The organism is Oerskovia turbata, assembly GCF_000718325.1.
GTDB classification, from domain to species: Bacteria; Actinomycetota; Actinomycetes; order Actinomycetales; family Cellulomonadaceae; genus Oerskovia; species Oerskovia turbata.
On the sequence record NZ_JOFV01000001.1, the window covers coordinates 47172 to 72771 of the forward strand.

General features: G+C 72.2%; 24 protein-coding genes, 1 tRNA gene and 1 other RNA gene. 21 read left to right on the top strand and 5 right to left on the bottom strand.

Features of this window, described 5'->3' with window-relative positions; genetic code table 11:
- Positions 1-133 precede the first annotated feature (133 nt).
- Positions 134-322 carry a PspC domain-containing protein gene (locus tag IE95_RS0100220; RefSeq protein WP_030143958.1) on the top strand — a complete coding sequence of 63 codons (189 nt, stop codon included), beginning with the start codon at positions 134-136 and terminating at the stop codon, positions 320-322.
- Positions 323-355: 33 nt separating this feature from the next.
- Here IE95_RS0100220 and IE95_RS0100225 read toward each other — a convergent pair whose 3' ends face one another.
- The gene (locus tag IE95_RS0100225; protein ID WP_030143959.1) at positions 356-892 is read right to left on the bottom strand and encodes a GNAT family N-acetyltransferase; all 537 of its coding nucleotides are present in this window, start codon (positions 890-892) and stop codon (positions 356-358) included.
- Positions 893-979: 87 nt separating this feature from the next.
- Here IE95_RS0100225 and IE95_RS0100230 point away from each other — a divergent pair, with 87 nt between their 5' ends.
- Positions 980-1552 (top strand): hypothetical protein, encoded by a 573-nt coding sequence (locus IE95_RS0100230; RefSeq protein ID WP_030143960.1) that lies wholly within the window; start codon positions 980-982, stop codon positions 1550-1552.
- Positions 1553-1611: 59 nt separating this feature from the next.
- Here the strand turns inward: IE95_RS0100230 and IE95_RS0100235 are convergent.
- Positions 1612-1697 (bottom strand) — tRNA-Ser (locus IE95_RS0100235).
- Positions 1698-1848: 151 nt separating this feature from the next.
- On the opposite strand from IE95_RS0100235, the gene ffs reads away from it, so the two are divergent.
- The 8 genes from ffs to IE95_RS0100270 all read left to right on the top strand — a co-directional run bounded on the left by ffs (position 1849) and on the right by IE95_RS0100270 (position 10036).
- Positions 1849-1945: signal recognition particle sRNA small type (gene ffs, locus IE95_RS19920), an RNA gene on the top strand.
- 524 nt (positions 1946-2469) lie between these two features.
- Positions 2470-3363, top strand: a complete 894-nt coding sequence (locus tag IE95_RS0100240) for a MetQ/NlpA family ABC transporter substrate-binding protein (protein ID WP_030143961.1) — start codon at positions 2470-2472, stop codon at positions 3361-3363.
- A 193-nt stretch (positions 3364-3556) separates the two neighbouring features.
- Positions 3557-4819 carry a methionine ABC transporter ATP-binding protein gene (locus IE95_RS0100245; protein WP_420819376.1) on the top strand — a complete coding sequence of 421 codons (1263 nt, stop codon included), beginning with the start codon at positions 3557-3559 and terminating at the stop codon, positions 4817-4819.
- Positions 4816-5478, top strand: coding sequence for a methionine ABC transporter permease (locus IE95_RS0100250; RefSeq protein WP_030143963.1), 663 nt, complete (start codon positions 4816-4818; stop codon positions 5476-5478). Before IE95_RS0100245 ends, IE95_RS0100250 begins: the two co-directional genes overlap by 4 nt.
- Positions 5479-5521: 43 nt before the next feature.
- Entirely contained in the window at positions 5522-8389 is a 2868-nt protein-coding gene (locus tag IE95_RS0100255) for a DNA polymerase III subunit gamma and tau (protein ID WP_030143964.1), read from the top strand.
- A gap of 2 nt (positions 8390-8391) precedes the next feature.
- Positions 8392-8793, top strand: coding sequence for a VOC family protein (locus IE95_RS0100260; RefSeq protein ID WP_030143965.1), 402 nt, complete (start codon positions 8392-8394; stop codon positions 8791-8793).
- A 75-nt stretch (positions 8794-8868) separates the two neighbouring features.
- On the top strand, positions 8869-9468 hold the full coding sequence (recR, locus tag IE95_RS0100265) for a recombination mediator RecR (RefSeq protein WP_030143966.1): 600 nt from the start codon (positions 8869-8871) through the stop codon (positions 9466-9468).
- Complete coding sequence (locus IE95_RS0100270; protein ID WP_030143967.1) at positions 9461-10036, top strand: DUF5063 domain-containing protein; 576 nt, start codon at positions 9461-9463, stop codon at positions 10034-10036. Before recR ends, IE95_RS0100270 begins: the two co-directional genes overlap by 8 nt.
- A 115-nt stretch (positions 10037-10151) precedes the next feature.
- On the opposite strand, the gene IE95_RS0100275 is transcribed toward IE95_RS0100270, so the two are convergent.
- Together IE95_RS0100275 and IE95_RS0100280 are read right to left on the bottom strand one after the other, a co-directional pair.
- Complete coding sequence (locus IE95_RS0100275; protein WP_084689634.1) at positions 10152-11303, bottom strand: ABC transporter permease; 1152 nt, start codon at positions 11301-11303, stop codon at positions 10152-10154.
- Positions 11300-12334, bottom strand: a complete 1035-nt coding sequence (locus tag IE95_RS0100280; protein WP_084689635.1) for an ABC transporter ATP-binding protein — start codon at positions 12332-12334, stop codon at positions 11300-11302. Before IE95_RS0100280 ends, IE95_RS0100275 begins: the two co-directional genes overlap by 4 nt.
- A 195-nt stretch (positions 12335-12529) precedes the next feature.
- Here IE95_RS0100280 and IE95_RS0100285 point away from each other — a divergent pair, with 195 nt between their 5' ends.
- The 11 genes from IE95_RS0100285 (at position 12530) to IE95_RS0100335 (ending at position 24120) form a co-directional block, all read left to right on the top strand.
- The gene (locus tag IE95_RS0100285) at positions 12530-13327 is read left to right on the top strand and encodes a TSUP family transporter (RefSeq protein ID WP_036570349.1); all 798 of its coding nucleotides are present in this window, start codon (positions 12530-12532) and stop codon (positions 13325-13327) included.
- 142 nt (positions 13328-13469) lie between these two features.
- Positions 13470-14165, top strand: coding sequence for an HAD family hydrolase (locus tag IE95_RS0100290; RefSeq protein WP_030143971.1), 696 nt, complete (start codon positions 13470-13472; stop codon positions 14163-14165).
- Between the two features lie 267 nt (positions 14166-14432).
- Entirely contained in the window at positions 14433-15752 is a 1320-nt protein-coding gene (locus IE95_RS0100295; RefSeq protein WP_030143972.1) for an aspartate kinase, read from the top strand.
- 14 nt (positions 15753-15766) lie between these two features.
- Positions 15767-16846, top strand: coding sequence for an aspartate-semialdehyde dehydrogenase (locus IE95_RS0100300; RefSeq protein ID WP_030143973.1), 1080 nt, complete (start codon positions 15767-15769; stop codon positions 16844-16846).
- A 239-nt stretch (positions 16847-17085) separates the two neighbouring features.
- The gene (locus tag IE95_RS0100305; protein WP_030143974.1) at positions 17086-18153 is read left to right on the top strand and encodes a Fic family protein; all 1068 of its coding nucleotides are present in this window, start codon (positions 17086-17088) and stop codon (positions 18151-18153) included.
- A gap of 214 nt (positions 18154-18367) precedes the next feature.
- The gene (locus tag IE95_RS0100310; protein WP_051702521.1) at positions 18368-18802 is read left to right on the top strand and encodes a GntR family transcriptional regulator; all 435 of its coding nucleotides are present in this window, start codon (positions 18368-18370) and stop codon (positions 18800-18802) included.
- Positions 18799-19704 (top strand): ATP-binding cassette domain-containing protein, encoded by a 906-nt coding sequence (locus tag IE95_RS0100315; RefSeq protein WP_030143976.1) that lies wholly within the window; start codon positions 18799-18801, stop codon positions 19702-19704. Before IE95_RS0100310 ends, IE95_RS0100315 begins: the two co-directional genes overlap by 4 nt.
- Positions 19701-20498, top strand: a complete 798-nt coding sequence (locus IE95_RS0100320) for a hypothetical protein (protein ID WP_030143977.1) — start codon at positions 19701-19703, stop codon at positions 20496-20498. The genes IE95_RS0100315 and IE95_RS0100320 overlap by 4 nt, the downstream gene beginning before the upstream one ends.
- 146 nt (positions 20499-20644) lie before the next feature.
- Positions 20645-21733 (top strand): ABC transporter ATP-binding protein, encoded by a 1089-nt coding sequence (locus tag IE95_RS0100325; RefSeq protein WP_084689636.1) that lies wholly within the window; start codon positions 20645-20647, stop codon positions 21731-21733.
- The gene (locus tag IE95_RS0100330) at positions 21730-22569 is read left to right on the top strand and encodes an ABC transporter permease (protein ID WP_084689637.1); all 840 of its coding nucleotides are present in this window, start codon (positions 21730-21732) and stop codon (positions 22567-22569) included. The genes IE95_RS0100325 and IE95_RS0100330 overlap by 4 nt, the downstream gene beginning before the upstream one ends.
- Positions 22570-23019: 450 nt before the next feature.
- Entirely contained in the window at positions 23020-24120 is a 1101-nt protein-coding gene (locus IE95_RS0100335; protein WP_030143980.1) for a 3-deoxy-7-phosphoheptulonate synthase, read from the top strand.
- A gap of 1 nt (position 24121) precedes the next feature.
- Here the strand turns inward: IE95_RS0100335 and IE95_RS0100340 are convergent, their stop codons facing one another.
- Positions 24122-25537, bottom strand: coding sequence for a DUF4232 domain-containing protein (locus tag IE95_RS0100340; RefSeq protein ID WP_030143981.1), 1416 nt, complete (start codon positions 25535-25537; stop codon positions 24122-24124).
- Positions 25538-25600: the final 63 nt, after the last annotated feature.

The following is a 25600-nucleotide window of genomic DNA, read 5'->3' on the forward strand; positions in this document are numbered from 1 at the left end:
AGGGCGTGGCCGGAGGTGCCGGGAGTCCGCCGCGAGGATGACGGTCGTCCTTCCGGGAGCGGACCCGCGGATCAGGGGCGGACCAGGGGAGTCCCCGATGTGCGCGCGCCGGGCCCGGGCGTACCGTCGAAGCATGAGCCACATCCTCGCCAGACCGCGCCGCGGCGCCGTGATCGCCGGCGTCTGTGCGGGCCTCGCCCGCCGCTTCGACATCAGCCCGACGCTCGTCCGCGTCATCGCGGTCGCCTCGTGCATCCTGCCCGGACCGCAGATCCTGGCCTACGTCGTGCTGTGGATCATGCTGCCCCGCGACCCGGAGTGACAGGGGGCGCCGCGGCGCGGCACGTCGTCCTCGTCAGAGCCGCAGCGCCAGCCACCGCTGCGCATACCGGTCCTCGTTGAACGCCGGGACGTCCACGTACCCGCGCCGTGCGTAGAGGGCGAGGGCCTCGACGAGGTCGTGCCGGGTGTCGAGCCGCACCACCACGGCGCCCAGGTCCCGTGCTGCGGCCTCGGCCGCGCCGAGCAGAGCGCTCGCGACGCCTCGGCCACGGAACGCCGGTTCGACGAAGACGCGCCGGAGCTCCGCGGTCGGCTCGGTGGCGTCGGGCGCGAGCTCGACCCCCGCGCACCCCACGGCCACCGGGCCGTCGCCGCCGTCCGCCCAGGCGAGGTGGAACGAGCCGTCGGGAGCGGCGAGCCCTGAGTCGTCCTGAGCGGCGAAGCCCGCTGCGAGGTCGTCCGGCGGCGTCGCGTGGCCGTAGAACCGGTCGCTGACCTCGGTGTAGTACCGGAACAGGATCGCCCGGGAGTCCGGCGCGTGGACCGGGTGCTCGGCGACCTGCCAGGCCGCCGCTCGGTCGACGGGGAGCGTGCGGTCTGCGTGGGGCACGCTGGTCAGTATGCACCGACCCGGTCTCCTTCTGGACCGTTGCCCGAGGCTTTTGTCCGACACAGGTCGGCATGGCACCATCCGAGGGTGCGCTCCCACCCCACCCGATTCGTCCTGCTGCCCCTCGGTCTCGGCGTCGTCGCCGTGACGCTCGCAGGTTGCTTCTCCACCGCCTCGCCCATGGCCACCGCGGAGCAGACCCCTGCTGCCGCAGCCCGTGCGACCCCCCGACCGACGTTCGACGGCTCGACGAGGGAGGGGGTGCTCCTGCAGGCCGCGTCGGCCGAGCTCGACCCGGGCGTCCTCCCGGCAGGGTTCCGCTTCGTCGAGACCGTCGACCTCGACCTCGCAGGATCCACGAGCTCGGTCTACGTGCAGGGGCAGCCCGAGGACCAGGGGCCAGGCCTGTACGTCCACGCGATGCACGCGGGCGTGACCGTCGAAGGTCTGGGTGACGGCTGGGTGTTCGAGGAGGTCCCCGAGCTCTCGGGCGAGGAGACCGTGACCGTGGCCTCGCACCCTGAGGGGCTGGAACGCACGGTCGTCTCGATCGACGCGTCCCCGGCCGGGACGGTGCGGCTCATCGGCGACGGTGTCCCGCGCGACGAGCTCGTCGCGACCGCGGGTCGGCTGCTCAGCAGCGTCGACGACCTGGGCTGAGAGCCCGGGGCGATGAACCACGAAGGGCCCGCAGCGCAGGCTGCGGGCCCTTCGGTCTGCGGAGGATGGGGGATTCGAACCCCCGAGGGCTTTTAACCCAACACGCTTTCCAAGCGTGCGCCATAGGCCACTAGGCGAATCCTCCGTGCTGCAGCGTCGACCCACGCGGGGCGTCAGGCAGCGTGTCGAGAATACCGGACGCCGGGCCTGCGACCGAATCGGCCCGTCCCGGGGCCGCGCGGCGCCGTCCTTGAGGGCCGGTTTCAGACGACCGGCACTCCTGGGCTAGTCTGGGTCCAGACCCCTCGTGCGGCGCTAACTCACTGAACTCCCCCAGGGCCGGAAGGCAGCAAGGGCAGGTGGGCTCTGGTGGGTGCACGGGGGGTCCTTGCATGTCCCGGCCCAGGTGGCTCCGGGGTGTGGCCTGCGTCATAGCCGACCTGGTGATATCGCCACAGAACATGACATGTCGCCCGCGAATGACCATGATGCGGACGAAATTCCGTCCACTATCTGGAATATCGACCACTGCAGTGGTTTTGAGGCGTCGAGCGTGCGCATCATGGAGCCATGACCCGCACCACGAGCACCGAGCTCACGACGCACCGCGCAGCCGCCTGCTGCCGAATGTCGTGTCGCTCCGTCCTGCGTGGCGCCGGTCGAATGTGCTGTCAGCTCTGACCTGACCCCAGCACCGCACCGCCCGCTCCGCGAGCGCAGCCCGGAGACGACCGGAGCCCGCGCCGCAGCGCCCCGCCTCATCCCTTCCTGAACCACCGACCACCGGTGACGTGTCCTCGCGACGCGCGCGCCGTCGTCGGGCAGGAGGACGTTCCACCTCCCACACCGTCACCACCGTGACGCCCCCACGGACGCCCCGCGACAACCGCCGGCGCCCGTCACCGGAAGGACAGACCATGCTCCGCAAGAACCTGACCCTCGCCGCCTTCGCGGCCACCGCCGCCCTGACCCTCGGCGCGTGCGCCACGACGCCCGCCGACAGCGGCGCCTCGGCAGGCGGCGCGGACGACGTCGTGAAGATCGGCGTGGTCGGCGCAGCCGACGACAAGTGGGCCGTGTTCGAGAAGGTCGCCGAGGAAGAGGGCCTGAACATCGAGATCGTCGACTTCGGCGACTACCAGCAGGCCAACCCGGCGCTCGCGCAGGACCAGATCGACCTCAACCAGTTCCAGCACCTGCAGTTCCTCGCTGGGTACAACGTCGAGGCCGGCGACGACCTCCAGCCGATCGGCGCGACCGCGGTCTACCCGCTCGCGCTCTACTCGACCAAGCACACGGCGCTCGCGGACATCCCGGCGGGCGGTGAGATCGCGGTCCCCAACGACGCGACCAACCTCGCCCGCGCGCTGCTCGTGCTCCAGGAGGCCAAGCTCATCGAGCTCAAGGACGGCGGCAGCTCGCTGTCGACCGAGGCCGACGTGCTCCCGTCCTCGAAGGTCAAGGTCACCCCGGTCTCGGCCGAGCAGGCGCCCATCGCCCTCAAGTCGGTCGACGGTGCCGTCGTCAACAACGACTTCCTCGCGGACGCCGGGCTCGAGCCCGAGGACGCCCTGTTCCAGGACGACCCCGACTCCGCGGTCTCCGAGCCCTACATCAACATCTGGGTCGCGCGCGCCGAGGACAAGGACAACGAGACGCTGCTGAAGATCGCCGCGCTCTCGCAGAACGAAGAGGTCATCGCTGCCGAAAAGAAGGCCTCGGCGAACTCCGCGGTCATCAAGGACAACTCCGCGGCGGACCTCCAGAAGATCCTCGCGGGGATCGAGGAGAACTACCGCGCCCAGGGCTGAGCCCTCGGCACGAGCCACCGGTGCCCGACGGCGTCGCTCACCCGACGCCGTCGGGCACCGGTGTGCCCTCGCCCACGCACCACCCGCGTGTTGGACTGTCCGTACACGCCTGTCGTCCCCCCGCACACGATGCGCGGCCGCGCGGCCCTCACGAGGGGCCCGGCCGTCGCACCCCCGCACGAGAGGTTCCTCCGTGAGCACCACCTCGGACACGATGGTCCGTTTCCGCGACGTGACGAAGGTCTTCGGGACCGGGTCGTCCGCCGTGGCGGCCGTCGACGGCGTCACCCTGGACATCCGGGCAGGTGAGATCTTCGGCGTCATCGGCTACTCGGGCGCGGGCAAGTCCACGCTCGTCCGGCTCATCAACGCGCTCGAACCCGTCACCAGCGGGAGCGTCGTCGTCGACGGCGACGAGGTGAGCGCGCTCTCCGAACGCGAGCTGCGGCCCGTGCGGGCGAGCATCGGCATGATCTTCCAGCAGTTCAACCTGCTGTCCTCGCGGACCGTCGCCGGGAACGTGGCCTACGCGCTCAAGGTCGCAGGCTGGGACAAGCCCCGGCGCGAGGCCCGCGTCGCCGAGCTGCTCGAGTTCGTCGGCCTGTCCGACAAGGCCACGGCCTACCCGTCGCAGCTCTCGGGCGGGCAGAAGCAGCGCGTCGGGATCGCCCGCGCTCTCGCGACGTCGCCCAAGCTCCTGCTCGCGGACGAGGCCACGAGTGCCCTGGACCCCGAGACCACGCGTGACGTGCTCGCGCTCCTGCGCCGCGTCAACGCCGAGCTCGGCGTCACGATCGTCGTCATCACGCACGAGATGGACGTCGTGCGATCGACGTGTCACCGCGTCGCGGTCATGGAGCACGGCAAGGTCGTCGAGGTCGGCGAGGTCTACGACGTGTTCTCCTCGCCGCAGGCCACCGCCACCAAGAAGTTCGTCGGGACGGCGCTGCGCGACCGCCCCGGCCCCGAGGCGCTCGAACGCCTGCGGCGACGGCACCCCGGGCGCCTCGTGACCGTCGGTGTCCACGAGGACGGGACCTCGGGCGCGAGCCTGACGCGGCTCCTGCGCGAGCACGGGCTCGACGGCGCCGTGGTCTTCGGCGGCATCTCCGAGATCGGGGAACGGCCCTTCGGCTCCCTCACGCTCGAGCTCGCGGGCGACGACGCCACGATCACGGCCTTCCTCACCGAGCTCGCGGCGACCACCGACGTCGTGGACCTCGGCACCGCCGCGGACCCGCGCGACGACCCGCGTGTCGTGGCCGGGGCGAGCGACGAGTCCGGCGAGGTCGACGACGCGACCGGGGCTCCGCCGTCGGGCCGCGTCGACGAACCCGACCCGCGCGACGCGTGGCAGAGCGAGAGATGGCCCGGGACGGGAGGCCCCGGCGGCACCCAGGGCACCCAGCCCGGTGACTTCGGCGGCGCACCCGGCACGTTCGGAGGGAAGCGATGAACCGCGACTGGTCCACCCTGCTGCCGATCCTGTGGGACGCGCTCGGAGAGACGCTCTACATGGTCTCGATCGCGCTCCTCGCGGGCGGGCTCGGCGGTCTGATCCTGGGGCTCGCGCTCTACTGCACGCGCAAGGGCAACCTGCTGGCCAACAGCGTGGTGTTCAACGTCCTCAACGTGCTCGTCAACATCGTCCGACCCATCCCGTTCATCATCTTCCTGACGATGATCTACCCCGTGACGCTCGCGGTCGTCGGGACCACGATCGGCACCGAGGCGTTCATCCTGCCGCTGTCCGTCATGACGGCGTTCGGGACCTCCCGCATCGTCGAGCAGAACCTCGTGAGCATCGACCCGGGCGTCGTCGAGGCCGCGCGCGCCATGGGCGCCTCGCCGTGGCGGATCATCCGGACCGTCCTCATCCCCGAGGCGCTCGCTCCGCTCATCCTGGGCTACACGTTCATCTTCGTGGCCGTGATCGACATGTCCGCGATGGCGGGCTACATCGGCGGCGGCGGCCTGGGCGACTTCGCGATCCGGTACGGCTACCAGCGCTACAACTGGGCCGTGACGGCCGTGACGGTCGTCGTCATCATCGTGATCGTGCAGGTCGTGCAGTTCTTCGGCAACTGGCTCGCGCGCAAGGTCCTGCGGCGCTGACCCGCGGTGCGGGCTGTCAGCCACGCCGTCTAGAGTTGCCGGGGTGAGCACCGCCCTGTACCGCCGCTACCGGCCAGAGACCTTCGCCGAGGTCATCGGGCAGGACCACGTCACCGGACCCCTGCGGCAGGCACTGCGCAGCGGACGCGTGAACCACGCCTACCTCTTCTCGGGCCCTCGCGGCTGCGGCAAGACGACCTCGGCGCGCATCCTCGCCCGCACGCTGAACTGTGCGCGCAACACCGAGGAGACGCCCATCGACACCCCCTGCGGGGAGTGCTCGTCGTGCATCGAGCTCGCGCGCGGGGGGTCGGGCAGCCTCGACGTCATCGAGATCGACGCGGCCTCGCACAACGGTGTCGACGACGCCCGTGAGCTCCGCGAGCGCGCCACCTTCGCACCCGCCCGCGACCGGTACAAGATCTTCATCCTCGACGAGGCCCACATGGTCACGCCGCAGGGCTTCAACGCGCTCCTCAAGCTCGTCGAGGAGCCCCCGCCGCACGTGAAGTTCATCTTCGCGACCACCGAGCCGGACAAGGTCATCGGGACCATCCGCTCGCGCACCCACCACTACCCGTTCCGCCTCGTCCCGCCGGACGTCCTGGGCCCCTACCTCGAGCAGCTCTGCGCCGCGGAGGGCGTGACCATCGGCACGGGCGTCGTGCCGCTCGTCGTCCGCTCGGGCGGCGGCTCGGTGCGTGACTCGCTGTCCGTCATGGACCAGCTCATCGCGGGCGCCGAGGCCGGGAGCGTCGACTACGAGCGCGCCGTGGACCTCCTGGGCTTCACGCACGCCTCGCTGCTCGACGACGTCGTGGAGGCCCTCGCGGCCCGCGACGGCGCGAGCATCTTCCGCGTCGTCGAGCAGATCATCACCACGGGGCACGAGCCGCGCCGCTTCGTCGAGGACCTCCTCGAACGCCTGCGCGACCTCATCGTCATCTCGGTCTCCGGCGGTGCCGCGGACGCGGTGCTGCGCGACGTCCCCTCGGACCAGCTCGACCGCATGAAGACCCAGGCGCAGAACCTCGGCGCGGCCGAGCTCTCGCGCGCCGCCGACCTCGTCAACGCCGCACTCACCGAGATGAGCGGCGCCACGTCACCCCGCCTGCACCTCGAGCTCCTCTGCGCGCGCCTCCTGCTCCCCGGGGTGGACGACGGCGCCGCGGGGCTCGCAGCCCGCATCGACCGGTTGGAGCGGGGCGGCCTGGGAGCCGGCGGCCTCGCACCGGCCGCCTCCGCGCCACGGCCCGGCGGCCCTGAGGGGCTCGTCGCGGCACCCCGCGTCGCACGGGTCGAGGACGCCGCGCCCGCCGCACCCGTCAACGGGCTCAGCGGGGCCGCCGCCGCACGGGCTGCGCTCCAGGCCCGCAAGGCGGGGGAGGGGGCTGCTGCTGCGCCCGCTGTGCCCACTGCTGCTGTGCCCGCCGGGACGTCGGCTCCGGGTGGGAGCGACGCCGCCGCCGAGGCGGTCCCCTCCAGCGCACCGGTCGAGAGCGACGACTGGCCCGTCGTGGTGCCCGTCGGCACCGTCGAGCCCGCGACCAACGAGCCAGGAACCGCCGCGCGCGCGGCAGCTCCGGTCGACGCCGCCGACACCTTCGGGGTCTCTCCGGTCGAGGGTGACGGCCAGGACGCCGGCGGCACCACGCCCCTCGGATCCGTGACGGCTCCCGGCGACGTCCGGGTCGATCCCGCGCCCGCACCGGCTCCTGCGGCGCCGGCTCCGGCTCCGGCTCCGGTGGTCACGGCGCCCCCGGCCCCCGCTGACCCGCCGACCGCCCCCGCCCCCGTGGTGACGCCTGCACCCGCGGCGAGCGACGCGGACGCGCTCAGCACCGACGTGCTGCGCCGCCGCTGGCCCGAGGTCCTCCAGACCCTCAGCTCGAGCCGTGTCACCTGGTCGCTCGTGAGCGGCAACGCTCAGGTCGGGGAGCTCACGCCGGACACCCTGTACCTCGCGTTCCAGACGCCCGCGCTCGCACGGACCTTCTCCACGTCGCGCCACACGGGAGCCGTCCAGGAGGCCGTCTACCAGACGCTCGGTTTCCAGGTCCGGGTCGAGGCCCGCCTCGACGAAGGGGGCGGCTCGGGCCCGAGCAACCCCGCACCCGTCGCGCCCCCCGCGCCCCACCACGACGAGCCGTCCGGCGCCGGAGAGCCGACCGGTGGCAGCACGTCGACCGGCGCAGGCCCGGCTGCGCCCGCCCAGGGCGGGCCGGCCGCAGACACGGCCGTTCCGCACGCGACCGTTCCGCACGCGACCGTTCCGCCCACGACCGTTCCGCCCACGTCGGCGGAACGCGTCGGCGTCGTCTCGGCCCCGACGGCGCCGAACCCTTCTGCAGGCCACCATGGGACTGGTGGCCCGGACGGGACCAGCCCCGCGGGGGCCGGCCTCGCCGCGTCCTCGCAGCACAGCAACGTCGCCCTTCAGGAGCGCCCCGCCGCCCGGTCCGCAGTCGCGGCCCCACCGGCCCACGAGGTCGAACCGGCCGTCAACGCGGCCGACGAGGCCTGGCTCGCAGGCCTGCCCGTGACCGAGCCCCCCGCCGACCTCGACGAGGACCACGAACCGCCACCCGCGGACGTGCGGCGAGCGGCGCCGTCGGGCAGTGTGCAGCGCCCCGCCGTTCCGCCGGCTGCCTCCGCTCCGTCGGCGCCCAGCGCACCGACGCCCGCCGGGCCCGCGCCGGGCGTGCGCGAGACCCGCCGCCAGACGCTCGAACGGCAGGCCGCCGAGCAGAAGGCCCGGCAGTCGGCGGCGCGCGTCACGGTCTCGATGGACGACGACTCGCCGTCCGACGACGACCCGGACCTCGCGTCGTCGGGCCTGGTCGGTGCCCCGCTCGTCGCACAGCTGCTCGGCGGCGTCGTGATCGACGAGACCATCGACACCGGGATCTGACCGTGAGCCCGCGCGGGGAGCTCCACCACGTCGAGCTGTGGGTCGAGGACCTCGACGCCGCGGAGAGCTCGTGGGCGTGGCTGCTCGACGAGCTCGGCTACACGCGCTTCCAGACGTGGGCCTCGGGCCAGAGCTGGCTGCGCGGAGCGACGTACATCGTGCTCGAGGCGAGCCCGGCCGCCCGCGCCGCGAGGCACGACCGCCTGCGCCCCGGCCTCAACCACCTGGCGTTCTCGGGCGGGCGCCGCACCGAGGTCGACGACCTGGTGACGCGCGCGGCCGAGCACGGGTGGAGCCTGATGTTCGCCGACGCCCACCCCTACGCGGGCGGCCCGCAGCACTACGCGGCCTATCTCGAGAACGCCGACGGCTTCGAGGTGGAGATCGTCGCGGCCGACGACTGACACGACGACTGTCGTGCGCCCCGTGCCGCCCGCGCGCCGGACCGCGGAGCCGGCGGCGCCACGTAGGCTGGGGGCGTGTATGAAGGCGCGGTCCAGGACCTGATCGACGAGCTCGGCCGACTCCCCGGGGTCGGCCCCAAGAGTGCCCAACGCATCGCGTTCCACCTCCTCGCGGCCGACGCCGCGGACGTGCGACGGCTCGCCGACGCGCTCACCGAGGTCAAGCTGCGCGTGCGCTTCTGCGAGATCTGCGGCAACGTCGCGGAGTCCGAGCAGTGCCGCATCTGCCGCGACCCCCGGCGCACCGCCGAGGTGATCTGCGTCGTCGAAGAACCCAAGGACGTCGTCGCGATCGAGCGCACGCGCGAGTTCCGCGGCAAGTACCACGTGCTCGGCGGGGCCATCAACCCCATCGACAACGTCGGCCCCGACGACCTGCGCATCCGCGAGCTCCTCACCCGGCTCGCCGACGGCGCGGTCCAGGAGGTCATCCTCGCGATGGACCCCAACGTCGAGGGCGAGGCCACGGCGACCTACCTCACGCGCATGCTCTCGCCCATGGGGCTGCGCGTGTCCCGCCTGGCGTCCGGACTGCCGGTGGGTGGAGACTTGGAGTACGCCGACGAGGTGACGCTCGGCCGGGCGTTCGAGGGACGGAGGGTCGTCAGTGGTTGAGACCGAAGAGGCCGTGGGGTCTGACCTGCGGTCCGTCGCGGCCTCGGTGTCCGCGCAGGCGCGCACCTTCCTCACGACGACCGCCGAGGTCGCGTCGGGCGCGGCCCCGGAGGCTGCCATCCCGCTGCTGCTCCTCGCCACGTCGGACCTGCTCGCCGCCGGTGCACGGCTCGGCGCGATGATGGACGTCGTCCCGGACCAGCGCTTCGAGCCCGACGCCGGGCCCGAGACCGACCTCGACCCGTTGCGCGAGGGCCTGGCCCGGCTGCTCGACGGCCTCGACGACTACCCGGAGATCGAGGACCCCGTGCTGGGGGCCGTCGTCGGGCAGGCTTCCGTGTCCGGGGACATCGCGTGCATCGCCGAAGCCCTCGCCAAGGGGCTCCAGCACTACGACTCGGGCCAGGAGCTCGAGGCCCTGTGGTGGTGGCAGTTCTCCTACCTGTCGCTGTGGGGCGAGCGCGCTGCGAGCGCGCTGCGCGTCCTGCAGCTCGTGCTCGCGCACCTGCGGCTCGACGTCGAGGACGACGTCGCCGCCGAGGCCGAGTACGACGCGCTGCACGCCTGAACTGCGGCCACCCGCGGCCACCCGTGTCCCCCGGTGTTGCCCGGGCAGACGCTCGACGGGCGCGACCAGCAGGTCGCGCCCGTCCTTGTTCCTGTCCCCGAGCCCCTGCTCGGGATCAGGCCACGCGCGTCCCGCGCGGCAGCTTCGCGGTCGGGATGCGCAGGCGCCGCACCGCGACGACCACGCCTCCGGCCCCGAGGAGCAGGTTCGCGCCCAGACCCCACGGCCACACCACGGAGTCGTCCGGCTCGGGGGCGTCGACGGGCGACACGTAGCCGGGGCCACCGCCGCACCAGTCCTCCTCGGGCGGCGGGCCCGTGCGGGCGTAGCGCACCCCGGTGCGGATCATGCTCAACGGGTCGGACATCGAGTAGTACGCCTCGTCGCTGTCCGCGTAGGTGGGTTGCGGTGCGGCGTCCGCGACGATCACGAACGGGTTCACGGCGAGGAGCCACCAGGTGCGTTCGGTGTGGACCCGTGCGCTCTCCATGGTCTGCCACTCGCACTCGATCGGGCCCACCGACTCCCAGTCGTTGTCCGCGGACACCGTCCACACCCGGATCTCCTCGGTCTGGGTCACCAGCGACGTCGTGAGACCGAACAGGATCGGGCTCACGATCGCCAGGCCTGCCACGGTCAGGTAGGTGAGCACGGCGGACCCGGACGTCTTGGTCGTGAGCGCGGAGAACCCGAGGCCGATCGCGCACACGACCGCGAGGAGCACCGCGAGCAACAGCACGGTCGTGACCAGCGAGAGGAACGGCACGCCGCCCGCGACGAGCGACCACGCGATGAACGGCACGCTCACGACGAGGAACGCGAGCGCCGCGCTCCACGCGGCGACGAGCTTGCCGACGACGATCTCTGCCGCCGTCAGGAGCGTCACCTGGAGCGTCGCGAGCGTCCCCGCGTTGCGATCCCCGTTGATCGAGGAGGCGCTGAGGGTCGGGGCGACGAGGAGCCCGAGGAACAGGACGAAGAACACGACAGCGCCGAACACGATCGGGCCGTAGAGCACCTCGTCGGCGGCGTCGTCGGTCCAGAAGGCGAGGGCCCCGGACGTCAGGAGCGTGATGCCGCCGACGACCACGAACCACACCACGAGCGCGATCTTCCACCGGGTCGAGCGCACGCGCTGGCGCAGCTCGAGGGCCGCGACGGTCTTGACGCCGTGCCACGACAACGACCAGTCGCCCTTGGCCGCGGGGATGGTCGGGACGGGGGACGCTGCCTCGACCGGGGTCAGGGGGTGCTGCACGGTGCTCATCGACGCTCCTCCTCGAGGGCGAGGTAGGCCTGTTCGAGGACGCTCCCGGCGGGGGCGCTCGCGACCACGGGGACCCCGGCGACGACCGCGTCGCGCAGGAGGGCCGCTGCCGAGGTGTCGCTGTCGAGGTCGACGAGCGCGGCGCCGTCGGGCTCCGTGCCGAACGCGACCCCCACGCCGGTGAGCCACGCGTGCAGCGCGGCCGGGTCGAGCGCGCGCACGCGCCACGTGCGGCGCGTCGTCGCTGCCTCGCCCACGGACTCGGACGCGACGGTGCGCCCGCGCGAGAGGAACACGGCGTCGTCGGCCATCTCGTCGAGCTCGGTCAGGACATGGCTCGAGATGAGGACGGTCTTGCCGCGCGCGGCGAGCTCGCGCACGAGCACGCGCAGGTCGACGCGCGAGCGCGGGTCGAGGCCGCTCGCGGGCTCGTCGAGGAGCAGGACGTCGGGGTCGTGGACCAGTGCGCGGGCCAGACCCAGGCGCTGCTTCTGCCCGCGCGACAGGACGCTCGCCGGAAGGTCGGCGTACTCGGTGAGGTGCACCAGGGCGAGCAGCTCGACAGCGCGCCCGGCCGCCACGTGGGCGGGCATGCGGTACGCCGCGGCGAACGTCGTGAGGACCTCGCGGGCCGTGAGGGAGTCCCACGTCCCGAACGCGTCGGGCATCCACCCCGTGCGGGCGCGCGTCGCCAGACCCTGCGTGACGGGGTCGAAGCCCGCGATACGTACCGAGCCGGCGTCGGGCGTGAGCAGGCCGGCGAGGACGAGCAGGAGCGTCGTCTTGCCCGAGCCGTTCGGCCCCACCAGGGCCGTCACCCGGCCCGGCCGCGCCACCAGGTCGACGCCGTCGACCGCGCGCACCGCCCCGAACGCCCGCCGCACGCCCTGGGCGACGATCCCGCCGAGCGCGGCGTCGCCGTCGGGCGCGCGCTGCACGTCAGGTGCCGCCGGAGGCGTCGCGGGCGGACCTGCCTGCCCGGGTGGTCGGTGGTCTGCTGGATCCCCCTGGGGAGCCTCTGTGCTCGTCATGGCGCCGAGCGTAGCGGTGCGGGCCGGGGCGCGTGGTGCCCGACCGGGTGACGTCCGCCGGCCGCTCGTGGGTCGCCGGGTGCCCCGCCCGGTGCCCCGCCCGCCGTCGTGCAAGACTTCCGTGTGACCTGGGACCTCGCCGCGACGCCGCCTCTCGTGGCGCACGCGCCCCTCGCCGCAGGAGACGGGATCGTGCTGCCCGGCTCGGGCGGCCTCGAGCTCGACCTCCTGACGATCGCCCTGCTGGTCCTCGCGGGCCTCACCGCAGGGTGGATCGACGCCGTGGTCGGCGGGGGAGGGCTCGTGCAGCTCCCCGCCCTGTTGCTCGTCCCCGGGATCAGCCCCGTCCAGGCCCTCGCGACCAACAAGCTCGCGAGCATCATGGGCACGTCCGTGAGCGCCACGACGTACTACCGGCGCGTGGGGCCGGACCTGCGGACCGCGGGTCCCATGGCGCTCGCGGCGCTCGTCGGGGCGGTCGGTGGGGCCGCGCTCGCGTCGAAGATCCCCGCCGAGCTGTTCGAACCCATCATCCTGGTGGTCCTGATCGCCGTGGCGGTCTACACGATCGCGAAGCCCACGCTCGGGCACGCCACGAACCTGCGCTGGGAGGGCAACGGGCACCGGTGGGCCGCCGCCGGGATCGGGCTCGCGATCGGGTTCTACGACGGGCTCCTCGGGCCGGGCACCGGGACCTTCTTCGTCATCTCGCTCGTCAGCATCCTGGGGTACGCGTTCCTGCCCGCCTCGGCGCTCGCCAAGATCGCGAACTTCGCGACCAACGCCGGGGCGCTCATCTTCTTCGTCCCCTACGGCGCCGTGCTGTGGGGCTTGGGCCTCGCGATCGGTGCCGCGAACCTGCTCGGCGCGTACATCGGGGCACGCATGGCCGTGGCCAAGGGCAGCGGGTTCGTGCGGGTCGTGTTCGTCGTCGTCGTGGGGGCGCTCATCTGCAAGCTCGGGTACGACGTCGTCACGAGCCTGGGGGAGTGAGCGTGCGCGAGGAAGGGGTGTCGGGCGGGGCTGGTCATGAGGGGTCCGGCCGGCCGGGGCCGAGACGGGTGGTCCGGTCCGAGACGGGTGGCTGCGCGACCGCCCGGGAGATCCGTCTCGTGCGGAGCCACCCGTCTCGCTTGTGGCTGCCCTCGTCCTCGACCTCGACGGGACGCTCGTCGACCATGTCGGGTCCGCGCGGGCGGCGCTCGCGGCCTGGCTCCCGGGCCTCGGCGTCGAGGTGACCGACGAACTGGTGACGGCGTGGTTCGCGGCCGAGGAGAAGCACTTCCGCGCGTGGCGTTCACGCGAGATCAGCTTTGCGGAGCAGCGTCGGCGGCGTCTGCGCGACGTCCTGCCGCTCACAGGCCTCGACACGAGTGTCGACCTGGGGAGCGACGCCGAGCTCGACGGGGTGTTCGTCGGCTACGCCTCCCACTACGAGGCGTCGTGGACCGCGTTCGACGATGTGGAGCCGATGCTCGCGGCGCTCTCGGACCTGCCCGTGCGGCTGGCCGTCCTGACGAACGGGACCGACGAGCAGCAGCACGCCAAGCTCGGCGCTGTGGGGCTCGCCGGCCGCCTCGGTCCCGTGTTCACGGCTGAGCGGCTGGGCGTCGCCAAGCCCGAACCGCGGAGTTACCTGCGGGTGTGCACGGCGCTGGGGGTGGCCCCGGGCGACGTGCTGCACGTCGGGGACCGGTACGACCTCGACGTCGTCGCGGCGCGGGCGGCCGGGCTCCGCGCCGTGCACCTGGACCGGACCGGGCAGGGGCCGCACGACGAGCCCGCGCGCATCACGTCGCTGGCCGAGCTGGTCTTGCGGGTGGGGGCGTGACGGCGCCGGAGGGGTCCGTGCGCGAACGCCCCCGCCGCCGAGAACGGGATGGAGGCCGCCGACGGCCCGGAAGCGTCCCGAACCTCGTTCTCGGCACCTGACCAGCACGGCGTCAGCGCTGGTCAGCGCACGACACCCGTTTCCGGGTGGCCGCATCCTGAGCCCGCTTTCCGCGGCCATGACCCCCGGGGCTATCATCGACCGACTCGTAAAGCACCCGGCGGGCCGTTGAGAGAGACGGAGGCCGGCGACGTAACGGAGCAGCAAGTGGCACTTGTCGTGCAGAAGTATGGTGGCTCGTCGGTCGCTGATGCGGACAGCATCAAGCGGGTGGCGAAGCGCATCGCAGAGACCAAGCGGGCCGGACACGACGTGGTCGTCGTGGTCTCGGCCATGGGGGACACGACGGACGAGCTCATCGATCTCGCCCAGCAGGTCACCCCCCTCCCTCCCCAGCGCGAGATGGACATCCTGCTCACGGCAGGCGAGCGCATCTCGATGTCGCTCCTGGCGATGGCGATCAACAACCTCGGTGTGAAGGCGAAGTCGTTCACGGGCCAGCAGGCCGGTGTGATCACGGACGCCGTGCACGGCAAGGCGCACATCGTCGACGTCGTCCCGCACCGAATCCGCGAGACCGTCGAGAAGGGCTCGGTGGCGATCGTCGCCGGGTTCCAGGGCGTCACGCAGAGCACCAACGACGTCACGACGCTCGGCCGCGGCGGCTCGGACACCACGGCCGTGGCGCTCGCGGCGGGCCTGAGCGCCGACGTGTGCGAGATCTACACCGACGTCGACGGCGTGTTCACCGCGGACCCGCGCATCGTGCCGACGGCCCGCAAGATCGACCACATCTCCTACGAGGAGATGCTCGACATGGCGGCGAGCGGGGCCAAGGTCCTGGTGCTGCGCTGCGTCGAGTACGCGCGCCGTTACGGCGTGCCCATCCACGTCCGTTCGTCGTTCTCGACGAAGGCCGGGACGATCGTGTCGAACGACGCGCGCTCGGTGCCGAACGTCCCCCAGCAGGCTCCCGGCTCCCCGGCCGGCAACGAGGCAGAGGTCATCATGGAAGCTCCGATCATCTCCGGCGTCGCGCACGACCGCAGCGAGGCCAAGATCACCGTCGTCGGCGTCCCGGACGTGCCGGGCACGGCCGCACGCATCTTCGAGGTCGTGGCCGGTGCGGGCGCGAACATCGACATGATCGTCCAGAACGTCTCGGTCGCGGCCACGGGGCTGACGGACATCTCGTTCACGCTGCCCATGGACGACGGCGCCCTCGCGACCACGGCCCTGGACGCCGTGCGCGAGGAGATCGGCTTCGCGTCGCTCCAGTACGACGACCAGATCGGCAAGGTCTCGCTCATCGGGGCGGGCATGAAGTCGAGCCCGGGCGTCTCGGCGCAGCTCTTCGGTGCGCTGCGCGACGCGGGCATCAACATCGAGATGATCTCGACGTCGGAGATCCGCATCTCGGTCGTGACTCGCGCGGACAGCCTCGACGACGCGGTGCGGGCCATCCACACCGCGTTCGAGCTGGACGGCGAGAGCGAAGCAGTCGTCTACGCCGGCACCGGCCGTTGAGCGAGGAGAGAATCATGAGCAACCAGAACTCTGCAGGCCTCGTCGTCGGCGTCGTCGGGGCGACCGGTCAGGTCGGTGCCGTCATGCGCCGTCTGCTCGAGGAGCGCGACTTCCCGGTCGCGCAGATCCGCTACTTCGCGTCGGCGCGTTCCGCGGGCAGCACGCTGCCCTGGAAGGGTGAGGACGTCGTCGTGGAGGACGCGGCGACGGCCGACGTCTCGGGCCTCGACATCGCGCTGTTCTCCGCGGGCGGCGCGACCGCCAAGGCGCAGGCCGAGCGCTACGCGGCGGCGGGCGTCGTCGTGATCGACAACTCGTCGGCGTGGCGCATGGACCCGGACGTCCCGCTCGTCGTGTCCGAGGTCAACCCCGAGGCGATCCACGAGGCTCGCAAGGGGATCATCGCGAACCCGAACTGCACCACGATGGCCGCGATGCCGGTCCTCAAGCCGCTCGCTGACGAGGCCGGTCTCGAGCGCCTGATCGTGGCGACGTACCAGGCGGTCTCGGGCGCCGGGCTGGCGGGCGCGGCAGAGCTGAGCGACCAGGTGGTCGCGGGCGCAGCGCAGGACCTCACGGGCCTCGTGCACTCGGGCTCCGCGGTGGACCTGCCCGCGCCGGACAAGTTCCCCCGGAACATCGCGTTCAACGTGGTGCCGCTCGCGGGCTCGATCGTGGACGACGGCGAGGAGGAGACCGACGAGGAGAAGAAGCTCCGCAACGAGTCCCGCAAGATCCTCGGCCTGCCTGACCTCCTCGTGGCGGGCACGTGCGTGCGCGTCCCGGTGTTCACGGGCCACTCGCTCGCGATCCACGCCGAGTTCGCGCAGGCGATCACGCCGGACCGTGCGCGCGAGCTGCTCGCGGGCGCCCCGGGGGTTGCGCTCTCGGACGTCCCGAACCCGCTCGAGGCTGCCGGTGCCGACCCGTCGTTCGTGGGCCGCATCCGTACGGACCAGAGCGTGCCGGGCGGTCGTGGCCTGGTGCTGTTCGTGTCGAACGACAACCTGCGCAAGGGTGCCGCGCTCAACGCGGTGCAGGTCGCGGAGCTGGTCGCGGCGGACCTCGCGAGCAAGGCCTCGACCCCGGCGTGACCCGGCTGTCAGAACGTGCGTGACCTCCAGGTCGCGCTGGTTCTGACACGGATCACGCAGAGCAGTGCCCGACGGCGCCCCTCACCTTCTGGTGGGCGGGCGCCGTCGTGCTGTGCGCCGTCGCGCTGTGCGCCGTAGTACTTGCTCAGCCTCCAGAGCGATAGGTCAACTCGGTTGCCACGTCCTCTGGATGTGTAAATTCTGGGCGCCAGATTTTACCCATGACGTAGTCTCTCGGCATGGCCTGGAACCCTGACGAGCCGTACGACACCCTGCCTCTGCTGCCTCCCGGGGTCGAGGTCGAGACTCGGCGTGTGCTGAAGGCGACGATCGAGGCGCGTGACGCGTTGGCTCGCTTCGACGCGCGGGCGCGGGCGCTGCCGAACCCGACGGTGCTCCTCAACGCGATCCCGCTTCTCGAGGCGCAGGCGAGCTCGGAGATCGAGAACATCGTGACGACTACCGACGAGCTGTTCTCGGCGGTGGCCACCGACTCGACGGCGTCGCCGGCGGTGAGGGAAGCGTTGCGGTATCGCACCGCCCTGAGGGCCGGGTTCGACCAGGTGGGACGAAGGCCGCTCTCTGCGCGGACGGCTGCCGAGGTGTGCACGGTGATCCGGGGGCATGACGAGGGATTTCGTCGGGGCGAGGTCTTCATCGGGGACCCGCGGTCCCGGCGTCGCGTCTACACGCCTCCCGCGGGCCGTGAGGCGCTCGAGCTGCTGCTCGACAACTGGTCGGTGTTCCTCAACGAGCCGTCCGACCTCGATCCCCTTGTCCGCATGGCGGCCGCGCACTACCAGTTCGAGGCGATCCACCCGTTCACCGACGGCAACGGCCGCACGGGTCGCATCATGAACATCCTGATGCTGTGCGACGCGGGTCTGCTGCACCTGCCGCTCCTGTACCTGTCGCGATACGTCATCGAGACCAAGGGCGAGTACTACCGCCTGCTCGGGCTCGTGACGTCCGACGAAGCGTGGGAGGAGTGGGTGCTCTACATGGTCGAGGGCGTGCGATCCACGTCGGTGCGGACGGTCGGCCTGATCGAACGTGTCGAGGCGGTCCAGGCGCACCTCGTCGACGAGGCGCGGAAGGCGCTCGGATCGGTGAACCACGACCTGGTCGCCCTCCTGATGGAGCACCCCTACGCGCGGTCCCGGGACGTCATGGAGAGGTGTGACGTCTCGCGCCCGACCGCCGCGAAGTGGCTCCGGGCCCTGGTCGCGACGGGCGCTCTCCAGGAGATGAAGGTCGGGCGAGGGGTCCTGTTCATCAATGTCGAGATGATGAAGGCCCTGTCCTGACCCTTGTGCCCGACGGCGCCCCTCACCTTCTGGTGGGCGGGCGCCGTCGCGCTGCGTGCCGTCCCCGAGAAGTGAGTTGTGGCCCCTGATCCGAGGTGATCAGGGGCCACAACTCACTTCTCGTCGTGGAAGCCCTTGCGCTGGGGGAGGGTTCTGTGGTTCATTACTCATGTAATGAACCACGGAACGTGCGATCGACGAGAGGATGGGCCCCATGTTCGACGGACCTGAACCCATCTACCTGCAGATCGCCCAGCAGATCCGCGCCCAGATCCTGAGCGGCGACCTCGCCGAGGAGGAGCAGGTCATGTCCACGACCCAGTACGCGACGACGTTCCGCATCAACCCCGCGACGGCCGCCAAGGCCTTCGCGGGGCTGGTCGACGAGGGGGTCCTCTACAAGCGCCGTGGCGTCGGCATGTTCGTCGCGACCGGAGCCCGCGAGAAGCTGCTCGCCGAGCACCGCGACCGCTACTTCGCCGAGGTCCTGCGCCCCGCGCTCGTCCAGGCCGACCTGCTGGGCATCACACCCGCGGAGATCGTGGACCACGTCCTCGGCCGCGACGTCGCAGGGTCCTCACGGTCCGCCGGTTCCGCCGGTTCCGTCGGCCCTGCCGCCAACCACCCCCCGACGGGAGAGACCTCATGACCGCCCCCACCCGCCCCGAGCCGTTCGGTGTCGAGCTCCGGGACGTGACCCTGAGCTTCGGCAAGGACGAGAAGCGCCCCGCGCTCGACGGCCTGAGCCTCCAGGTGCGGCCCGGCACCATCACGGGCCTGCTGGGCCGCAACGGCGCGGGCAAGACGACGGCCCTCTCGCTGATCGCCGCCATGCGTCGGCCTGACGCCGGCACGGTCCTGGTCGACGGCGAGGACCCGTTCGAGAACGCCTGGGCCATGGCCGGCACGCAGCTCGTCCGCGAGAGCGGCGACACGATCGCCGCGACCAAGGTCGCCGACAGCCTGGGCTACTACGCCGAGCTGCGCGAGCACTGGGACGCGGACCTCGCGGCCCGTCTGATCGACCTGTTCGAGATCGACCTGCGCAAGAACCCCGAGGACCTCTCGCGCGGCAAGCGCTCGGCGCTCGGTGCGGTCATCGGGCTCGCGTCGCGGGCGCCGCTGACGATCTTCGACGAGGTGTACCTCGGGATGGACGCGCCCAGCCGGTACGCGTTCTACGACGCGCTCGTCGAGGACTACACGGAGCACCCGCGCACGATCGTCCTGTCGAGCCACCTGATCGACGAGGTCGAGCGGATCTTCGAGGACGTCGTGATCGTGGACAAGGGGCGGGTGCTCCTCGCGGAGAGCGTCGAGTCGGTCCGCGCCAGGGGAGTGAGCCTCACGGGGGCCGCTGCCGTGGTCGAGCAGTTCGTCGACGGCCGCCGCGTGCTGGCCCGCCAACGCCTGGGCAGCACGGCCCAGGTCACGCTGTTCGGCACGCTCGACGAGACCGAGCGCACCGCGGCGACCGAGGCGGGCCTGGAGCTCGGCGCGGTGCCGTTGCAGGACCTGTTCGTGCACCTGACCCGAGAGGAGCGGTCATGACCGAGAACCTGACGGGCCCCACGGCCCTCACCGACCGCGAGGTGCAGCGTGCCACGGTGCGTCGCGCTGCCGAGAGGCGGGCGCTGCGCAGCTCGGCCTGGTCGATGTGCGCCGGGACGTGGCAGATCGGCGCGTGGTTCTGGGCGATCGTGCTGATCATCGCGGGCATCATCGGCTACGTCGAGGTCCGCACCGACATCCTCGACGGCAGCGTGATCGACGGCGTCGTGAACGGCTCGGCGAAGTTCTTCCTGTTCGTCATGGGCATCGTCACGCCCCTCGCCATGATCGCGGTGCACGTCGCGGCGGGGGGCACCCGCCGCTCGTTCATCCGGTCGACCTGGTTCACGGCGGTGTTCCTCGGGCTCACGTTCGCGGTCGTGGGGGCGGCGCTCGGCTACGTGGAGTGGCTCGTGTTCCGGGCGCAGGGCTGGTCGCCCGGGTTCGACCGTGCCCAGCTCTACGCCGACGGCGGTCAGGTCGGCACCGCCTTCCTGGTGCAGCTCTTCTTCTGCAGCGTGTACTGGCTCGCGGGCGCGGCGGTCGGCATGGGGTACTACGGCTTCGGCGTGTGGCGCGGGAGCTTCACCCTCCCGCTGTTCCTGCTCCCCATGGTCCTCGTCGAGCTCGCGTTCCAGAGCGGCTACTTCGGCAGGCCGTTCGCCCAGGCGGTCGGTCTGGCCGATGCCCAGGTGCTCACCGCGGTGGCAGGCGGTCTGGTGAGCCTCGCCGCTGCCGCGTTCGCGTTCCACCTGGTCACGAGGTCGGTGGCCATCGCTCCCGTCACGACCTGACGGCCCTGGCGTCCCCGACGCCTTAGCGCGCCGTGTCCCCGAACGGGGACCGGCGTACCCACCACAGCGTTCATCCCGTCCGACGGACGGCTCCCGGTCCACCGGTGCGCCGCCCGGCGGGCGAACACACCCTCAGGGAGGTCGCCATGACCACCGCACATCCTGTCCCGTCCGTCCCGCCTTCGGCCGCGTCGTCGCTCTCGGCACGCTCCTCGCAGTCGGCCGTCACGCTGCCCGACGGCGCCGCACCGGCGATCGAGGTCGTCGCCCTGCGCAAGGCGTACGGGAGCACCGTCGCCGTGCGCGACGTGAGCTTCGCCGTCGGGCAGGGGGAGATCTTCGGCATCCTGGGCCCCAACGGGGCCGGCAAGACGACCACCGTCGAGTGCCTCGCGGGGCTCCGGCAGGCCGACTCCGGGAGCGTCCGGATCCTCGGTCTCGACCCGCAGTCGGAACCGGCCTCGGTCCGCGAGCTCCTGGGCGTCCAGCTCCAGGAGGCCGAGCTCAACGAGCGCATGACCGTGGCCGAGGCGCTACGGCTCTACGCCTCGTTCTACGAGGACCCGGCCGACACGGCCGAGCTCATGGACCTGCTGGACCTCGCCCCGCACCGCGACCAGCAGTTCGCGAAGCTCTCGGGCGGGCAGAAGCAGCGGCTCTCGATCGCGCTCGCGCTCGTCGGGAACCCGCAGGTCGCGATCCTCGACGAGCTGACCACGGGGCTCGACCCGCAGGCCCGCCGGGCCACCTGGGAACTCGTCGAACGCGTGCGCGACCGGGGAGTGACGATCCTGCTCGTGACGCACTTCATGGACGAGGCCGAACGGTTGTGCGACCGCCTCGTCGTCATCGACCAGGGTGTCGTCGTCGCGGCCGGGTCGCCGGCCGAGCTCATCGAGTCGGTCGACTCCACGCGTGTGCTGCGGCTGCGGGTCGAGCCTCACGAGGAGGACGGCGTGCTCGGCGTCCTCGGCGGCCTCGCGGACGTCCGGGCCGTGACGCGAGCGGGCCGCGAGATCGAGGTGACGGGGACGCGGCGGGTGCTGCCCGCCGTCGTGCTGGCCCTCGCGGAGCGCGACGTCGTGCCCGACGTCCGGACCATGACCCGCTCGCTCGAGGACGTGTTCGTGCACGTCACGGGCAGGACGTACGACCACACGGGGGCGACGGGCCCCGCCACGACCGCAGACCGGTCCGACGACGACCGGTCCGAGACCGAGGGAGCAGCGCGATGACCACGCAGACGGCACGGACGACGACACAGGGCACGCGGCGGTCGGCCGGCCCCCGGCGCCGCAGGATCGCGGGCACGGGGTGGCACGGCCTGCGGACGCTGACCCTGACCGAGGCCCGGCTGCTGCTCCGCGACCCGGGGACGGTCTTCTTCGCGCTCTTCTTCCCGACGGTCCTGCTCGTCGGAGTGGGCTTCGCGTTCCCCGGCATGCAGGACGTCATCACCGACGCTCCGCCGCCCTGGGAGGGGCTGACCGCGGTCGCGGTCTACGTCCCCGTGGCGCTCGCGACCGCGCTCGCGACGGTCGCGCTCACGACCCTGCCTGTCTACTTCGCGACGTTCCGCGAGAAGGGCGTGCTGCGCAGGCTCTCGACGACCCCCATGAAGCCGCAGGGGCTCATCGGGGCGCACCTGTTCATCAACCTGGTGACGGTCTGCGTCGCGGCGCTGCTCGCGGTGGTCGTGGGGAGCGTGGTGTTCGACCTCGCGGGCCCCACGAACCTCGCGATCGTCCTGGGGAGCTTCCTGCTGGGGATCCTGTCGATGTTCTCGATCGGGATGCTCATCGCGTCGCGCGCCGGGAAGGCGAGCACAGCGTCGGCGATCGGGATGACGCTGTACTTCCCGATGCTGTTCCTCGCGGGCATGTGGACGCCCGGGCCGGTCATGCCCGAGGTCGTGCAGACCATCGCCGGGTACACGCCGCTCGGCGCGGCGACGCAGGCCATGACGACGGGCTGGTTCGGGACCGGCGTCCCGGTGTCGCAGCTCGTGGTCATGGCGGTGTGGACCGTGGTGCTGCTGCCGCTCGCGGCGAGGCTGTTCCGCTGGTCGTGACGTCGGGCTCCCGGACGACGGGTCGGCAGGACGTGTCAGAACCAGCGAGACCCCGGGGTCTCGCTGGTTCTGACACGAGCGCCTCACGTCGGGCGCTCGGGGAGTGAGACAGCACGCCGACACCTCGAAACCCCTGTGCTACGGTCCTCGGGTGAACATGGTTCGTCGGTATTGGCGCTTTACGCTGGCTCCTGGAGGGGCCGAGCGGGCGTTCGCCTGACCAACCTTCCCCGGAGCCAGCACAGGGCCTTGGACGCAGACCGCGTCCGGGCCCTTCGTCATTCAGACGGGCCGACTCCGGACACAGAGCAGGCCGCGCGGCTCCGTCTGAGTCACCTTCAGATCAGGAGCCCTCGCATGACCGCCACGACCTCGACCGCCGTCCCTGCAGAGACCGTCGACGAACGTCACCACGAGACGACCACGTCGCCCACCGGTGCAGGTGACACCATGGAACGCGTGACCTCTCACCCCGAGTACGAGCTCCAGGCGCCCACGTCCGACCTGCGCATCCGCGCCCTCGACCCGCTGCCCGCCCCCGTCGACATGCTCGCGGAGCTGCCGCTCGGCGCGGCGCGCGGCGACCTGGTCACCCAGTCGCGCCGCGAGATCCGTGACGTCCTCGCGGGCGACGACGACCGTCTGCTCGTCATCGTCGGGCCGTGCTCGGTCCACGACCCCGAGGCCGCTCTCGACTACGCGCACCGCCTCGCGGCCGTCGCGAAGGAGCTGTCCGAGGACCTCGCGATCGTCATGCGCGTGTACTTCGAGAAGCCGCGCACGACGGTCGGCTGGAAGGGCCTCATCAACGACCCCGACCTCGACGGGTCGCACGACGTCAACCGTGGCCTGCACCTGGCGCGTGAGGTCCTGCTCGGTGTCCTCGACGCGGGTGTCCCTGCGGCGACCGAGTTCCTGGAGCCCACGAGCCCGCAGTACATCGCGGACGCCGTGTCGTGGGGGGCGATCGGTGCGCGCAACGTCGAGAGCCAGGTGCACCGCCAGCTCGCGTCGGGCCTGTCGATGCCGGTCGGCTTCAAGAACGCGACCGACGGCGACATCCAGATCGCGGTCGACGGCTGCATCACGGCGGCGAGCGAGCACACGTTCTTCGGCACGGACGGCGCGGGTCGCGCCGCTGCTGTGGAGACCGCGGGCAACCCGGACTGCCACATCATCCTGCGCGGCGGCCGCAGCGGCCCCAACTACGGGCCCGACGACGTCGCGTCCGCCCTGCGCGTGGCCGCGGCCTCGGGACTGGGCGGGGCCGTCGAGCACGGTCTGGTCATCGACGCGAGCCACGGCAACTCGGGCAAGGACCACGTGCGTCAGGCCGAGGTCGTGCGCGAGGTCGCGACGCGCATCGCCGAGGGGGAGGCCGGGATCACGGGCCTCATGATGGAGAGCTTCATCGTGGCCGGGGCGCAGGCGCCGGCTCCGCGAGGGCTCGTCTACGGGCAGTCCGTGACGGACAAGTGCATCGACTGGGACACCACGGCCGAGCTGCTCGGAGAGCTGGCCGAGTCGGTGCGGGCGCGCCGGGCGCTCTGAGTCAGGGGGCGGTGCTGCTCGGGGTGGTCCAGGCGCCGACCTCCACGGTCGCCCCGTCGAGGATGTCGACGCCGCCCTCGCCGCCCCTGTGCGAGGTCACGGGCAGGCGGACGGCGTCCGCGCCGATCACGGTCTTGACGAGGAGGCTCGTCGTCAGGTCCGGGTCGTCGGCCGTGGACATCGCGCCCCACCGGACCAGGGACTCGACGGTCCGGCCGGGGAGGACGACGACCCGGGCGGTGCTGCCGCCGTCCAGGTAGGGCTCGAGGGTGACCTCGGGCTCGGTGCCCGAAGCGCGCAGGAAGCTCAGCGCGGGACGACCGTCCACGGCGCACGGCGCGCCCGAGTGGTTCGTCGCTCGGAGGATCGCGAAGCGGGACCCTGCTGCGGCGTCGAACCCGACGAGCTCCGGGGTGAGGTCCGGGCCGGTGCAGGCAGGGATCCCGTCGGCGGCGGCAGCCGCGGCGTCCGCAGCGTCCTGCTCGGCGAACGCCGGGTCGGGTCCGGCGGGTGCGAGGTCGCTCACCCAGCCCGTCCGGGACGTCTCGTCGCCGTCGACCACGAACTGGATGGGGCGTCCGAGCAGCTCGGCCTGGCCTGAGGCGCGCAGCCACGCAGCCGTGGACGCGGGGTCCCCGGCGACGCGGACCGTCAGGACTGGAGGGTCGCCGTCGCCCGCCGGGGCGTCCTCGATCGAGGGACCGGCGTCGTACGAGACCTCGGTGACCTCGTCGCGCGCGGAGGCCTCGGCGAGCAGCGCGACGGCGGGCAGGGGCGGGGGCGTGAGGTGGTGGCCGCCGAAGTACCGGGCACGGGAGTCGTCGGTCGAGAGGGAGACGATCCCGTGCCCGAGGTCCTGGGCGGCCTCGGCGATCGTGGTGAGCCCGGCCGGGGAGCGGACGGTGACTGCCGTGGTCGTCGCGTCGGCCAGGACCGAGGTGGCCCCGGCGTCGAGGAACCCGACGCCGGCGGCGACCGAGTACATCCCGGTACCGTCCATCCCGACGCGCAGCGTCGCGCCGGTCCCGGGGACCTGGTTGACGACCCAGGTCTCGTGGAAGCCCCGGATCCCCGCCTCGACGAGAGCGGCGCGCGCCCTGTCCGCGGTGTCCTGCGAGGCCTGGGGGCCTGTGAAGCTCTCGAGGTCGATCGTCATGACGAGCCGCAGGACCGGGACGTCGAAGCCGGGCTCGTCCGTCTCGGTCTGCTCGATCTCGACCAACTCGACGCCGTCGAGCGCCCTGACCTTCTGCTCGAGCGCGGCGACGGCCTCCTCGTCGGAGAGCGGGGCGGGGGTGCTGGCGGCGTTGCCGGGACGGTTCACGGCCCAGAGGGCGAGGACGACCAGCACGACGAAGAGCACCGCCACGACCAGGTGCTCGGGCTGCGCCCGGGGGGTCTGCGGCGTCTCGGTCACCCCGCGAGGGTAGCGGCTCCCGATCGCTGCCGGTCGTGACCCATCCGCCGACCCGTCGGTGAC